This is a genomic window from Aeoliella mucimassa, assembly GCF_007748035.1.
Taxonomy (GTDB): Bacteria; Planctomycetota; Planctomycetia; order Pirellulales; family Lacipirellulaceae; genus Aeoliella; species Aeoliella mucimassa.
The window spans coordinates 6,459,639-6,473,584 of the sequence record NZ_CP036278.1; the positions used below are offsets into that span (position 1 = coordinate 6,459,639).

Consider the following 13,946-nt stretch of genomic DNA (forward strand, 5'->3'; position numbering starts at 1 on the left):
TGAGCGGGTAGTAACTGCCACGATAAGTAGTGACGGCCCGGCGGGTTCTGTGCTCGTGATGGGTTCTTGTTCCACACGGTGGAAGCTAATCCCCCTCTCCAAACAGAATCGGAAGAAACAACATGTTACGGTTGAGTAGCATAGCGGTGGCGGCAGCACTGCTGGTCGCTGCTACCCAAGTTCATGCCCAAACCCCTTACCCGCAAACGTACCAAGGGTCGTATCCCACAGCGCAAACGGTTCCCCCCGCGCAGATCTATGGCAACGTTCCTCCTGCGCAACCGCAGGTCGGTGGCAACGTTAACTGGCAAAACTACTTGTCCACTCACGTGGCCAATAACACGCCGACCGTGGCTCCGGTGATTCAGTACGAATCGGTTCCGCAGCCGCAGCCCCAACCTCAGATGCAGATGCAGCAGCAAATGCAGAACCAAGCGCTGCCGAGCTACGACTCGGTCGCTCCTGCGTATGGCAACGCCTGCTGCGAGACCTATCCCGCGTGCGACGTCCCTTGCCAGGTGACTTGCACCCCTCCGATCACAGCTCGCTGGATCGCTTCGGTCGGTGCGATGTTCGTCACGCGTGAACCGCAGGACTCCTACACGTTTTCGTACGACAGTGCGAACGAAGCGAATCAGTACGTCGATGCGGCCGATGCCGATATGGAATTCTCCTCCGGCGTCGAAGCCTCGATCGGGCGGTTCGATGCCTGCTCGAACTACGGCTGGCAAGTCACCTACTGGCAATTGTTCCCAGGTGACGAGTCGACCCAACAGCTCGGCGCTGACCTGAGCCCTGGGTTCCTCGATGGCATCCGTAACTACGACCAACTCGACTACTCCGGTGGTGGAGTGGGCGACGGTGCCACCGCGGCCGACAACGTGAACAACGCGCAGATTCACCGCCTGACTCGTAGCTGGGACCTCTACAACCTTGAAGCCAGCGGCGTGTTCCTCATGCCTCAGCCGCAGTGCGGCAGCCTCTGGCACTTCCGCACGCTCACTGGTTTCCGGTACCTGAAGTTCAGCGAATCGCTGTTGTTCGAATCGGATCCCAGCGAAACCATGATCGATGGCGACGCCGACGAGTATCGCATTGCGATCTCCACCGACAACCAACTGTGCGGCTTCCAGCTCGGCGGGATTACCGAGCGATACGTCGGCTCGCGTTGGTGCGTGCAGATGATCGCCAAGGCAGGCCTGTACAACAACCACGCCCAGTTGAACTACTTCGAAGGTGGCTCGGCCGGCGCAGCGACCATCAACAACGGTCCCAACGCGGGCCAGTCGATGCGAGTGAACACCAGCACCAACGACCTGGCCTTCCTTGGCGAGTTCGGCGTCGGCGTCACCCGTCGCATTGGATCTGCCTGGCGTTTGGGTGCCGACTATCGCATGATCGGTGCTACCGGCATTGCCTTGCCGACCGACCAGATTTACTTCGACACCCGCGGCATCAACGACGTGCGAGTGATCGACAACGATGGAAGCCTGCTGCTGCACGGAGCGACCGTGCGACTCGAGCGTTGCTTCTAGCGTATAGCGGTCGCACGAACCACCCTCGTGCGATCAGCGAAGAGCCTGTGCTGCTTTCCAACCGAGCCGAACGCGCTAAAACGGGGTAGAGCGACCACCTCTCCCCGCCCCCCGGCGCCTTCGGCTCGTGTTGTTTTTATGCCACATGATGCGTTGCGACCACATCGCTCGCTGGGGTGATTCAATTTGGCCACTTCCCGAAACCTCGTGGAATCCTCGCCGAATTCAGGCTCCGCGGCTCGCCTGGTGACTTCTAGAACGCGGCTGGCACGCGTGCTGCAGTACAACTCCCCCTGAGTGTTGCTAACTGCCGTATCCCCGCGTGAATCCAAGATGGCCGAAGTCTTTGAGATCAACGATATCGACACCCTTCAGGCGTATCGCGCCGATTGGGATCGGTTGTTCGCTGAGACGCCGGATGCCCATTTCTTCCAAACGCTCGACTGGCTCACCCTCTATTGGCAACACTTTGGTCGCGACCAGCAGCTTCGCGTGCTGATCGTCACGGTCGACCAGCAGGTGATCGGCATCGTTCCGCTGTGCGTGCGTACGCAATGGCACAAGCTCGGTCCGATTCGCACGCTTGGCTATCCGCTCGAAGGTTGGGGTAACTCCTTCGGCCCGCTCGCAGCGCACCCCGCGCTCACCATGGCCCTGGCGATGAATCATCTGGCAACCACCCCGCGCAACTGGGATCGCTTGCAGCTCGACTGGGTCGACGACAGCCCCGCCCACCTGGCCGCAACCGACCGCTGCCTGAAGCTGGCGGGCCTGCCGGCGCAAGCGGAGACTCATCAGTCGCGGGCGATCATCGAGTTCCCCGACGGCTGGCAAACCTATCTGGCGAGCCGATCCACGAAGACCCGCCAGGAGCTACGACGTTTGGCGCGTCGGGCCGACAATCAGCCGAACGTCGAATACGTGCGGTATCGCCCCGAGTCGGTCGCCAATCATGGTGGCGACCCCCGCTGGGATCTGTACGACCAATGCGAGCAAGTGTCGCGGCAAAGCTGGCAGTGTGGTTCGACCAACGGCAACACCTTGTGCCATGCCCGCTATCGCGAGTTCTATCGGGCCGCGCACGCGGCGGCCGCGCGGCTCGGCATGCTCGACCTCAATCTACTACTGGTCGACAACCAACCGGTCGCATTCAATTACAACTACCACTGCGACGGACGCATCATCGGCTTGCGGATGGGCTACGATGCGGCTCAGTCGCTGAACGGGGCAGGGCTCACGCTGCTCGCCCTCTCGCTTCGCGACAGCTGTCACCGCGGCGACCAGTCGCTCGACATGGGCTTCGGCAATCAGGACTTCAAGCAGCGGCTCCAAACCTCCGAACAACCTTCGTACTGCCTGACCCACACCCCGCGTTACGCACTGCGTTGCCAGGCGCTACGCATCGGGCACTGGCTGCGGAATCGTCGTTCGCTCGAGCGTTCGGAGTTGGCCAAGCAGATGAGCGGGGCGAAGTAGCCAATCCGTTGGAAGCAGGCATGGTGGTCGCCGCGCTGGTACACTGGTGCGGTATCCTCTCCTCCGGAAACCATGCCATGCCAATCGTTCTCACCTTGCGTACTCTGCTGCTTCTCGCGATCAGTTCTGTCGCTTGCCTATCGAACGAAGCGCGGGCCGCAGAACCGTTGCCGAACGTCGTGATCGTGTTGTTCGACGATCTCGGCTGGGGGCAGCCTCCCTGCTATCGCGAAGACTCGGCCCTGCGCACCCCGAATGTCGATCGCCTGGCGACCGAAGGCATGCGATTCACCGACGCCCATAGCGCGTCGGCCGTGTGCACTCCTACGCGTTATGGTCTGCTCACCGGGCGGTATCCATGGCGGATAGGTCAGTTCGGCGTGCTGCAAACGTTCGACAAGCCGATCATCCCGACCACGCGACTCACGCTCGCCTCGCTGCTCAAACAGCACGGCTATCACACCGCCTGCGTCGGCAAGTGGCATTTGGGTCTCGACTGGCACGCCGCGAATCCGCAGAAGTCCAAAGTGCCGGCCATCGGCGAGACCATCGACCAGGGCCCCAACGAGCTGGGCTTCGACTACTTCAGTGGATTCACCCACGCCCGCAACATCGGCATGATCATCGAGCAACACCAGGTGATCGCACAGGTGGAGCCGGTCGAGAACCAACCACTCCTGCTGAAGAAGGCCGTCACGTGGCTCGAACAGCAACAGGCCGAGACGCCGTTCTTCTTGTACTTTCCGCTCTGCCCGCCGCACACGCCGGTGGTGCCTGCCGAGGAGTACGTGGGAGTCAGCGGGGCGAAGGACCTGGTGCGGAACGATCCACAATACGGCGACTGGCTTTATCAGGGCGATGCGATGCTCGGCGCGATCGTCGAGACGCTCGAGCGAAAAGGCCTGGCCGATAACACCTTGCTGATTGTCGCCAGCGACAACGGCGCGGCCGGTCGACCATACGCCCCGTTGCGGGCAGCGAAGACCAGCATTTACGAAGGGGGACATCGCGTGCCGATGGTGGTCCGCTGGCCAGGCAAGGTGGCCGCAAACAGTCGCTGGGGGCATACGGTTTGCCTGAACGACTGGCTGGCGACCACGGCCGAAATCGTGCAGCACGACCTGCCCGACAACGCCGGCGAGGACAGCGTCTCGATGCTGCCAGCACTGCTAGGAACCACTGCTACGCCGACGCGAACCGGTACCGTGCATCAATCGCATCGCGGCGATCTGGCGATTCGCTCCAGCGACTGGAAACTTATCGCTCACAAAAATGGTAAACGCGAGTTGTTCGATCTCACCGCCGATCTCGGCGAACAGAAAAGCGTGCTCGCAGACTATCCCGATGTCGCCAGCCGACTGCAAACCCAGCTCGAACAGTACGTGGAGCAAGGCCGCAGCACCCCCGGCGCACCGCAAGCAAATCGCGCGAACTTGAAACTCCAAGCGTTGCAGCCTGCGAAAAAACAAACCAATTAACTGCTGGCCCGATTCGCGATTACCGGTTAAGTTCATGGAACCACTGGGGGTCGTTCTATTCTCTTGAACTGTTGGGGTCGGATCGTGAAGTTATTCTCTCTCTGCGCGGCGCTAGCTGTTTGCCTTTCGAGCGTCGCAGTCGCCGAACTCCCCGCTCCGCTGGTCGACAACTACTACAACATCGGCAAGATCCACCAGCAGGTCTCCACCGACAATCGCGAGGCGCAGCTTTGGTTCGATCGCGGACTGGCGATGTGCTATGGCTTCAACCACGAGGAAGCGATTCGCTGCTTCGACAAAGCGGTAGCCCTCGATCCGCAACTGGCCATCGCGTATGCCATGAAAGCGTACGCGATGGGGCCGAACTTCAATAATATGGAGATTACTCGCGATACGATGCTCGCCGCCGACTCCGTGAGCAAGACCTCGCTCGAGCACCTGGAACAGGCGTCGCCGCTCGAGCGGATGGTGATCGAAGCGATCGACAAACGCTCGGGCGAGAGCGTGCCGGAGGATTTCGACCAGCGTGGCCCGTTCAACCAGGCATACGCCGACGCGATGGCCAAGGCCTACGCCGAGCATGGCGACAGCCCGTTCGTCGCCGAGTTGTACGCCGAGTCGCTCATGAACCTGCAACCGTGGAAACACTGGAGCGTCGATGGCAAGCCAGGAGAGCAGACGCCGACGATCGTGGAGGTGATCGAGCGAGGGCTGGCCGCGCAGCCCAATCACGCGGGCTTGTGCCATATGTACGTGCACGTGATGGAAGCCTCGCCGACTCCAGGCAAGGCGCTGCCAGCCGCGAATCGGCTCCGCACCGCCGTGCCGGGCAGTGGGCATCTGGTGCACATGCCGACTCACATCGACGTGCTGGTGGGCGACTACGCGAGCGTGGTGAAGTCGAACAGCGAAGCGATTGAGGTCGACAAAGTGTTTCTCGACCGCGAGGGGCCACTGAATTTCTTCTCGCTCTATCGACTGCACAATTATCACTTCCTGGTCTACGGCGCGATGTTCGATGGTCAGAGCCAGCAGGCGCTCGCGGCCGCGCGGGCGATCAACCAGCAGGTGCCGGAAGAGATGCTCAAGGAGCAGGTCGACTTTCTCGATGCGTTCATGCCGACCACGTTTCACGTGATGGTTCGGTTCGGCCGCTGGGACGACATCCTGAACGAGCCGACCCCGCCGGAGTACCTGCCGATGTCGCGGGCGGTGCGACTCTACGCGCGCACGCTCGCCTACGCGGCGACCGAGCGAGTCGAGCAGGCGGAAGCCGAGCAGCAAAAGTTTCTCGAAGCAGTGAAGCTAGTGCCGGAGTCGAGTTTGCTGTTCCAGAATACCTCGCTCGACATCCTTGGCATCGCCGAGGCGATGGTCGCTGGCGAGATTGCCTATCGCAAAGGGGAGTACGATCAGGCGTTCGCCCACCTCCGCGAAGCGGTCCGCCGGGACGACGCGCTGAACTACGACGAACCATGGGGCTGGATGCAACCCGCCCGCCATGCGCTCGGCGCGCTGCTCCTCGAGCAAGGTCACTACGCGGAGAGCGAAGCGGTGTATCGCGAAGACCTCGCCCGGCATCCCAAGAATCCTTGGGCGCTGCACGGCCTAGTCGAGTCGCTCGTGAAGCAAGGCAAGGAGCGCGAAGCAGCCCAGTACGTCGACGATCTCGAAGCCTCGTGCCAGCGGGCCGACGTTACGATCAATCGCTCCTGCTACTGCCGACTGAAGGTGCTTGACGAATAGGCTGCGCAGCATCGCACGTTAGGCGCTACTTCGTTTCTTCCAGCACTTTCTGAATCGCGTAGTACCCTGGTTTGGCCTGGTACTCACGATCGAACAAGCAACCTTCCTTTTTCAGATGCGACTCGAACGCGTCGCGGTCGCTGATGTTCCACACGTTCCAGGTCACCAGTCCGGTGTCGCGTTTTTCGAGCAGCACGCGAACCACGGCGGCAAACGTTTCGCCCTGGGCGTCGAGATCGCGGTTGGTCGACGTGAGCCAGGCGTTCATTTCGGTCACGTGGAACTCCAAGTCGTTCGCATGCGCCCAGTCGATGAGTGCGCGGAGCTTCTCGAGGTTGCCCGGCTTCTTCTCCCAGCCCACGTGAATGTGCGCCTGCCAGCCGATGCCATCGACCCGCAGGCCCTGCTCGCGGAGATACGGAACCAAGGCCTTGATCTTGTCCCACATCGCGTCTTCCATCTCGCCATGCTGATTGATAATCAGCTTGGTGTTCGGCGCGTGCTCGTTGGCAATCTCAAACGCGAGCTTAATGTACAGCGGCGGCCGCAGCGGATGGCTTTCGTCGTACCCGATCTTCGGCCAAGGGCACTCCCAATGATTGTTACCCGGCTTCGGCCCGTGCCAGCTACCGTCGCCAAGCACGGTTTCGTTCACCACGTCGAACCACTTAACTTGCTCGTATTTGTCGTACCGCTGATAGAGCGCGGTGGTGTACTCCACGAGGTTCTGCCGCAACTCGTCGGCGGTGCGGTCGTCGTCGCACGCCCACCAGGAAGCTTGCGGGCTGATCGGTCCATGGATGCGCAACGCCTGCTGATGGTCGGCGCAGTGCTTGATCCAAGCGTCGGCCAGGTCCCACCGCCAGACGTCCGGCGCGGGGTGAATCGTCGACTGCTTGAAGTCGTTCTCGGGGGTCACGTAGTCGAACTCGCGATCGAGAATCACGCCCGGCTCGCGCTGGTACTTCTGCCAGCCGGTGGTTCCGCCGATGTAGAACTGCCCATCGGGATAGCGTTCGGCAACGATCTCTCGCAACCGGCGACCGTTGGGGACCGGAGGCTCCACCGCTTCAACGATCGCAGGCCAGAGCAAACAGAAGGCAAACAACGCGGAGTACTTCATCTTCGTCACACCCTTTCGAAGCTCGTAGGCCGAACCGGCAGCTAGCTCGGTCGGCCGAAACAGTTCTAGCTCGTGCATTATAAACGGGGTCGTGTCCGCGATGGGGACTGATCGCGCGGCGATCAGCCGATGATCGTCGCGCTTCCAATGCTGTCCCCTTTTCGGGCGACCGTGGTGAATCACTGCGTTCGCTTATGCCTTGAATTTAAGTGCCTCCGGAACCTCCGCGATTTGGCACAGCAAGTGCTTATGGTGGTTCGTCCTCGTCGGCGAGTCGTGCCGCGAAGCGTTCCCTGAATCATTTTGTTGGAAACTGCCATGCCGATCACTCTGGAAAAACCCGCTGCAAAAATTGTCGGAATGGGATGCCTGCCGCACGACCAAGGGGTCGCCTTTCGAGTGTGGGCACCGAACGCGGAGCGCGTCGCGCTGGTTGGCGACTTCAACCACTGGGACGAGTCGGCCACGATGATGGAAGCCGAAGACAACGGCCATTGGTACGCGAACGTCGCCGAAGCCGAGATCGGCGACGAGTATCGCTACCTCATTTTCAACGGCGATATGAAACTTAGCCGCATCGATCCCCGGTGCCGCGAGGTGACCAACTCGGTCGGTAACTCCGTGGTGCATGATCCCCACTTCGATTGGGAAGGGGACAAGTTCAAGATGTATCCGTTCAACGAACTGGTCATCTACGAGATGCACGTCGGCACCTTTTGCTGCGATACCAAAGACAAGCCAGGCACGTTCGAGTCGGCTAGTCGCAAGTTCGAATACCTTCGCAGCCTTGGCATCAACTGCATTCAGCTGATGCCAGCGGCCGAGTTCGCCGGCGACTACTCGTGGGGGTACAACCCCGCTCACATTTACGCGGTCGAGTCGGCCTATGGCGGCCCGCACGGCTTGAAGCAAATGGTGAAGCTCGCCCATCAACATGGCTTGGCAGTCATTCTCGACGTGGTCTACAACCACTTTGGCCCCAGCGATTTGCACCTGTGGCAATTCGATGGCTGGAGCGAAAACAACAAAGGGGGCATCTACTTCTACAACGACTGGCGCAGCTCAACCCCTTGGGGCGATAGCCGCCCCGATTACGGGCGGCAGGAAGTACGTAGCTTCATCCACGACAACGCAGTGATGTGGCTCGAAGACTTCCACATGGACGGGCTTCGTTACGACATGACCTTGTACATGCGATCGGTCAATGGCAACGACGACACCTCGATCCCCGAAGGCTGGTCGCTGGCCCAGTGGATCAATAGCGACCTGCACGCCCGCTTCCCTGGCAAGCTGATCATCGCCGAAGACATGCGGAACAACAACTGGCTCACCAAACCCAAGGAGTGGGGCGGGGCCGGCTTCAACGCCCAGTGGGATGCGGAGTTCGTGCACCCGATTCGCGACGTGGTCGAGCAGGTGGAAGACCAATATCGCTCGATGTTCAAAGTGCACAACGCGTTGTGCCATAAGTTCAACTATTCAGCGTTCGAGCGCGTGATCTACAGCGAGTCGCACGACGAAGTAGCCAATGGCAAGTCGCGCGTCCCTTCGGAGATCGACGAAAAAAACCCACACAGCTGGTACGCCCAAAAGCGAACCGTGCTGGCGAGCGCCATGGTACTCACCGCTCCTGGCATTCCGATGCTGTTCCAAGGCCAAGAGTTCCTTCGCACCGGTTGGTTCGACGACACCCGCCCCATCGATTGGCATCAGGAGAAAGAATGGCGCGGCATCGTTCGCTTGTATCGCGACCTGATTCACCTGCGATTGAACAAAACCGGCATCACCGCCGGCCTTACTGGTCAGCGTGTGGAGGTGCATCACCTGAACGACAACGACAAAGTCGTGGCCTTCCGCCGGTGGAAGGAAGGGGGCCCCGGCGACGACGTGATCGTGGTGGCCAACTTCGCGACCAACGAGCACACCGACTATCGCATCGGCCTGCCGCGGGGTGGCACCTGGAAGCTGCGGTTCAATAGCGACAGCACCCACTACAGCGACGACTTCGACAACACCAAGGTGGTCGACCTGGTCGCGGAAGAACATCCCTACGACGGTCAGCCCTACAGCGCGACCCTGCAGCTTGCCTCGTATGGCATCCTGGTCTTCTCCGAGGACAAACCGACCGACAAATAGAGCCATTCAACCAACAGAGAAGGCTCAGGCGGCGACGGGGGAAAACGTCCACACGTCTGTGCCTGCACTCCCCTGGTGAGTATATTCGCACCATACCACCAATCACTGCAGGCACAGGCGTCCCCCTTAGCCATGACTCTCATCGAAGCTACGGCCGTGTTGTTCGGCGTTGTCTGCGTATGGCTCACCATTCGGCAGCACATCGGCTGTTGGCCGACCGGGCTGATCTCGGTGGTGTTGTACATCTACATTTTCGCCGAGGCCAAGCTCTACTCCGATACCTTGCTGCAAGTCATCTACGTCGGCTTGCAACTGTATGGCTGGCACCACTGGCTCCGCGGCGGCGTGCGCGACAACCCGCTGCCGGTCACGCGGATCTCGCACCAGGCGAACTTCGGATGGATGGCCGTGGTCGCGGTAGGCACCGTCGGCTTAGGCTGGTTCATGCACTCGCAGACCGACGCGTCGCTCCCGTATGCCGATGCCTTTACCACGGTCGCCAGCCTGGTCGCCCAGTGGTTGCTGGCCGGCAAGCATTTACAATCGTGGGGCTACTGGATTGCCGTCGACATCGTCGCCATCGGCGTCTATTACCAGAAACAACTCCTGCTCACCTCCGGCCTGTACGCGGTGTTCCTGTGCATGGCGATCACCGGCTACGTGGCCTGGCGAGCGAGTTGGCAATTATCTTCAACCACCGAGCCTTGCGATGACCACCGGCCTGACGCTGGGTAAGTTTGCCCCGTTGCACCTGGGACACCAGGCGATCATCGAGCGGGCGCTCCGCGAGAACGACTCGGTGGTCGTGCTCATCTACGACGCGCCGGAGTTCACCCCGATCCCGCTCGGCGTGCGGGCCGATTGGATTCGGCAACTCTATCCCAGTGTTGAGGTGATCGAATGCTGGGACGGTCCGATGCAGGTGGGCAACACGCCTGAAATCGAAGCGATGCACGAGCAGTACATCCTGCGAACCCTCGCCGAGCGGCCGATCGCCAACTTCTACTCCAGCGAGTTCTACGGAGCGCACGTCAGCCGAGCGCTCGGCGCCCACGATTGCCGGGTCGACGAGGCGCGGCAGCAGGTGCCGATTTCGGCCACGGCGATTCGCGAGTCGCCGTACGACCATCGGCAGTTTGTCGACCCGCTGGTCTATCGCGACCTGGTCACCTGGGTAGTGCTGCTGGGGGCACCCTCCACGGGCAAGACCACGTTGTGCCAGGCGCTCGCCGACCGGTTTCGCACCGTGTGGATGCCAGAGTATGGCCGCGAATACTGGGAGGCCCACCAGCAGCAGCGGCGACTCACTCCCGAGCAACTGGTCGATATCGCGGTCGGTCATCGCGAGAGAGAGGAGCAACTCGCCCACGACGCCCGCGAGTACTTCTTCGTCGATACCGATGCCAGCACCACGGCCGTGTTCGCGGGCTACTACCACGGCCAGCCCCATCCCGCGCTCCGCACCCTAGCGAACCACACCCCGCAGCGCTACGACCTTGCGCTCGTGTGCGACACCGACATCCCTTACGACGACACCGACGATCGGTCGGGCGAAGCCAACCGGGCGATCATGCAGCGGCGGGTGCTTGGCGAGCTCCATCGCCTTCGTAGGCCTTACGTGTTGTTGCGGGGTTCGCTGGCCGATCGCATCGAACAAGTGCAGCGGACGCTTGCGATGTACGACAAGTGGAACACACGCCTGAATGCGTAAGCGAGCCGCTCGCTAGCGATCCTTCGCCTCCTGCACTGCCTTGGCAAGCGTATTCGGATCGTCGGCATAGAACTCCACGTAGCCGCACTCGGCACACAGCCAGGCAGACACCGCCGACTTGGCCTGCGCTTTGAAAATCCAGGCATTCGGATTGCGATCGACCCCCACCTGCATCTCCTGCTGCACGCCGTAGTCGTAGTGATCGATCGCCTTGGCGTCTTCAATCACGTGATTCGAACCACACTTGGGACATTGTCCGGACTGTTTCATAACGCGCTCACCGCAACGGTAATGGATGCAATAGGGGTCAGAATTCTCCCCCAGGCATTATAGAAGGCCCGCTATGCGAATGGACCATCCCCCGTGAACACAACGACCTCTCCCCCTGCAAGTGGCCAAAAATAATGCTTGCTTTCCGCCGTGAGGTTGGTCTAATGGATATATGAACATGCGTTCATACCGCTCTTTGACAACCAAACTTTCCTGGCTGGCGTTTCTGGCTCAGCAGCGAGCCGTGGTATTGTGCCCCACCCCTGGGGGCAATTGAAAACCACTTACGTCGACAGCCCTGATCGCAAGTCACGACCACAGCTCACGTTACGCGATATCGGTGCGACGTAAGAATTGCCCCCACGGATCGTTTTCCGGGTTTTGGGGGCATTTGAAACCGAGCAACACGCGACTGGTGCGCAGCACTTCGGGAGGGGTGCGCGCGGCTTAGGCGCTCTCGCGATAATCGAGATGGAACAACCGGCGATACAGATCGCAACGGGCGAGCAGCAACTCGTGGCTCCCCGCGTCGAGCACCTGGCCTTTGTCCATCACCACCACCCGATCGGCGAGCGAAATCGTGCTCATGCGATGCGTGATGATCAGCGTCGTGCGGTTCTGCGTGAACTCCTCGAGCACCTGATGAATCAGGTGTTCGCTCTCCATGTCGATCTGACTGGTCGCTTCGTCGAGAATCAAAATCTCGGGGTCCCGCAAAATGGCTCGCGCCAAAGCGATGCGTTGCCGCTGGCCGCCGCTCAACCGGTTACCGCCGGGGCCGACCACGGTGTCGTAACCGTTGGCCAGCTTCTCGGTCACGAACTGATGGGCGTGGGCCTTGCGTGCGGCTGCTTCGATTTCTTCCTGCGTGACGTTCGTCGTGCCATACGCAATGTTGGCCGCGACCGTGTCGTTGAACAGCAAGGTCTCTTGCGAAACAATGCCGATTCGCGAACGTAGCTCACGAAGTCGCACGTCGCGAATGTCCATGCCATCGATGGTTACGCAACCTTCGTTCGGATCGTACAGCCGCGGCACCAGTTGCAGCAGGGTCGACTTGCCGCAGCCGTTGGTTCCGACGATGGCAATCGTTTCGCCCGCAGCAACGTCGAGGTTCACCTCGCGGAGCACGATTTTGTCTTCGTTGTAGCCAAAGGTGACGTTCTCGAACCGCAGCGCCTGCGTGAGCTTCGGCAGTGTCTTCGGCTTAGCCGGGTCCTGGGTCTTCGGCTCGGTGTCGAGCACTTGGTAAACGCGATCGCTCGCAGCCGACGCCTGTTGCAGGTCGTTGAACACGCCGGAGAGCCGCCGAGCCGGATCGCTCATGCCAGCCAGCATGGCGAAGAACGCGCTCATCGCCCCGTTGGTGAGCTGATAGTTACTAATACGAATACCAAACAGATGCGTATGCCCACCCAACACCAAATAACCACCAGCGAGCACTGCCATAAGAATCATGCCCATGCCGAGCGTCTCGGTCACCGGACTGACCAGCGAGTTGTAGGTCGCGATTCGCATCTGCCGGCGATAGTACACGTGAGCCGAACGGTCGAACCGCGAGCGTTCGTAATCTTCGGTCGTAAAGGCCTTGATCAGCTTCATGCCGGCCAAGGTTTCGGTGAGCGTTTCGTAGATACTCGACAATTCTTCCATCGCCCGGCGGTTCGCCCGCTTAAGGGCCTTGGCCAACAAGCGAATCAAATAGAACGAAGGAGGAGCAATGAGAATCGTCAGCAGCAACAACCGCCAGTTGATGTAAGCCGCGCCGAGGAAGCAGGCCATCATCTTCAATGGTTCACGAATCGCCAGACCAAACAAGGTTTGCACGCCGCGGCTCATGGAGTCGAGATCGGTCGTGCAGCGATTCATCAAGTCGCCTCGGCCTTGATGGCTGTAGGCGGTCATATCGAGGCTAAGCAAATGATCGTAAAACAACTTCCGCAATTCAAAACCCACCCGATTACCCAGGCGGGCGACCATCACCATGTTGAGCACCCGAAATACACTTTTGACCAGGATGCTCGCCATCACGGCCGCGCAGACCACGACCAGCGTTTTGTACGGAGTCGCTGGCAACCAGCGATGCGCAGCCGGCGAGAGCCAGGTGAATTTCTCTGCCCGCTGCTCGTTAAGCGTTCGATTGAGCTCGGCCGATTGAATCGCCAGGCGGTTGCCCTCAGGATCGGCGCTAAGCGCTGCGATTTCGGCATCCGCAGCGACGATCGCCTGCTGGCTGTCGTCGACCTGGTTATCGATCCACTCCGGAATCGAGAGGTCCTGCATCACGATATCGACCACCGCAAACACCGCTGTCAGGCTACCCGCCCAAAGCACGGCAACGACAAGCGACGTGATCATACAAGCGACCACATTCACACGATGGTGAAGTGCGAGTTTCAGCACACGACGAAAACTAGACATGTTGAGGGGTCGATCAGCAAGGCGGGGAAGCGACTGCTAAGGCAAAGCCT

General features: G+C 60.5%; 10 protein-coding genes. 7 read left to right on the top strand and 3 right to left on the bottom strand.

From position 1 onward, the window contains the following. Nucleotides 1-122: 122 nt before the first annotated feature. The 4 genes from Pan181_RS25290 (at nt 123) to Pan181_RS25305 (ending at nt 6,235) form a co-directional block, all read left to right on the top strand. Nucleotides 123-1,535: a BBP7 family outer membrane beta-barrel protein gene (locus Pan181_RS25290; RefSeq protein WP_145251698.1), complete on the top strand. Its 1,413-nt coding sequence runs from the start codon at nt 123-125 to the stop codon at nt 1,533-1,535. Nucleotides 1,536-1,868: 333 nt separating this feature from the next. Beyond that, complete coding sequence (locus Pan181_RS25295) at nt 1,869-3,011, top strand: GNAT family N-acetyltransferase (RefSeq protein WP_145251700.1); 1,143 nt, start codon at nt 1,869-1,871, stop codon at nt 3,009-3,011. Nucleotides 3,012-3,088: 77 nt separating this feature from the next. Further along, nucleotides 3,089-4,489, top strand: coding sequence for a sulfatase family protein (locus tag Pan181_RS25300; RefSeq protein WP_197528709.1), 1,401 nt, complete (start codon nt 3,089-3,091; stop codon nt 4,487-4,489). A gap of 84 nt (nt 4,490-4,573) precedes the next feature. Continuing rightward, a complete protein-coding gene (locus Pan181_RS25305) occupies nt 4,574-6,235 on the top strand; it encodes a tetratricopeptide repeat protein (protein WP_145251704.1) in 1,662 nt (553 codons plus the stop codon). Nucleotides 6,236-6,260: 25 nt separating this feature from the next. Here the strand turns inward: Pan181_RS25305 and Pan181_RS25310 are convergent, their stop codons facing one another. Next, nucleotides 6,261-7,436 carry an endo-1,4-beta-xylanase gene (locus Pan181_RS25310; protein ID WP_145251706.1) on the bottom strand — a complete coding sequence of 392 codons (1,176 nt, stop codon included), beginning with the start codon at nt 7,434-7,436 and terminating at the stop codon, nt 6,261-6,263. Nucleotides 7,437-7,676: 240 nt separating this feature from the next. On the opposite strand from Pan181_RS25310, the gene Pan181_RS25315 reads away from it, so the two are divergent. From Pan181_RS25315 to Pan181_RS25325, 3 genes are all read left to right on the top strand, one after another. Then, complete coding sequence (locus tag Pan181_RS25315; protein ID WP_231943704.1) at nt 7,677-9,494, top strand: alpha-amylase family glycosyl hydrolase; 1,818 nt, start codon at nt 7,677-7,679, stop codon at nt 9,492-9,494. A gap of 132 nt (nt 9,495-9,626) precedes the next feature. Next, entirely contained in the window at nt 9,627-10,229 is a 603-nt protein-coding gene (gene pnuC / locus Pan181_RS25320) for a nicotinamide riboside transporter PnuC (protein ID WP_145251710.1), read from the top strand. Beyond that, the gene (locus Pan181_RS25325; protein WP_145251712.1) at nt 10,204-11,205 is read left to right on the top strand and encodes an AAA family ATPase; all 1,002 of its coding nucleotides are present in this window, start codon (nt 10,204-10,206) and stop codon (nt 11,203-11,205) included. The genes pnuC and Pan181_RS25325 overlap by 26 nt, the downstream gene beginning before the upstream one ends. Before the next feature lie 12 nt (nt 11,206-11,217). Here Pan181_RS25325 and Pan181_RS25330 read toward each other — a convergent pair whose 3' ends face one another. Both Pan181_RS25330 and Pan181_RS25335 read right to left on the bottom strand, forming a co-directional pair. Continuing rightward, nucleotides 11,218-11,475 carry a hypothetical protein gene (locus Pan181_RS25330; protein ID WP_145251714.1) on the bottom strand — a complete coding sequence of 86 codons (258 nt, stop codon included), beginning with the start codon at nt 11,473-11,475 and terminating at the stop codon, nt 11,218-11,220. 447 nt (nt 11,476-11,922) lie between these two features. Continuing rightward, a complete protein-coding gene (locus Pan181_RS25335) occupies nt 11,923-13,896 on the bottom strand; it encodes an ABC transporter ATP-binding protein (RefSeq protein ID WP_145251716.1) in 1,974 nt (657 codons plus the stop codon). Nucleotides 13,897-13,946 lie beyond the last annotated feature (50 nt).

Excerpts from the sequence above, each read along its gene's own strand:
- pnuC (WP_145251710.1), top strand. The coding sequence starts at position 9,627 with ATGACTCTCATCGAAGCTACGGCCGTGTTGTTCGGCGTTGTCTGCGTA.
- Pan181_RS25315 (WP_231943704.1), top strand. The coding sequence starts at position 7,677 with ATGCCGATCACTCTGGAAAAACCCGCTGCAAAAATTGTCGGAATGGGA.
- Pan181_RS25335 (WP_145251716.1), bottom strand. The coding sequence starts at position 13,896 with ATGTCTAGTTTTCGTCGTGTGCTGAAACTCGCACTTCACCATCGTGTG.
- Pan181_RS25295 (WP_145251700.1), top strand. The coding sequence starts at position 1,869 with ATGGCCGAAGTCTTTGAGATCAACGATATCGACACCCTTCAGGCGTAT.
- Pan181_RS25330 (WP_145251714.1), bottom strand. The coding sequence starts at position 11,475 with ATGAAACAGTCCGGACAATGTCCCAAGTGTGGTTCGAATCACGTGATT.
- Pan181_RS25325 (WP_145251712.1), top strand. The coding sequence starts at position 10,204 with ATGACCACCGGCCTGACGCTGGGTAAGTTTGCCCCGTTGCACCTGGGA.
- Pan181_RS25290 (WP_145251698.1), top strand. The coding sequence starts at position 123 with ATGTTACGGTTGAGTAGCATAGCGGTGGCGGCAGCACTGCTGGTCGCT.
- Pan181_RS25310 (WP_145251706.1), bottom strand. The coding sequence starts at position 7,436 with ATGCACGAGCTAGAACTGTTTCGGCCGACCGAGCTAGCTGCCGGTTCG.
- Pan181_RS25300 (WP_197528709.1), top strand. The coding sequence starts at position 3,089 with ATGCCAATCGTTCTCACCTTGCGTACTCTGCTGCTTCTCGCGATCAGT.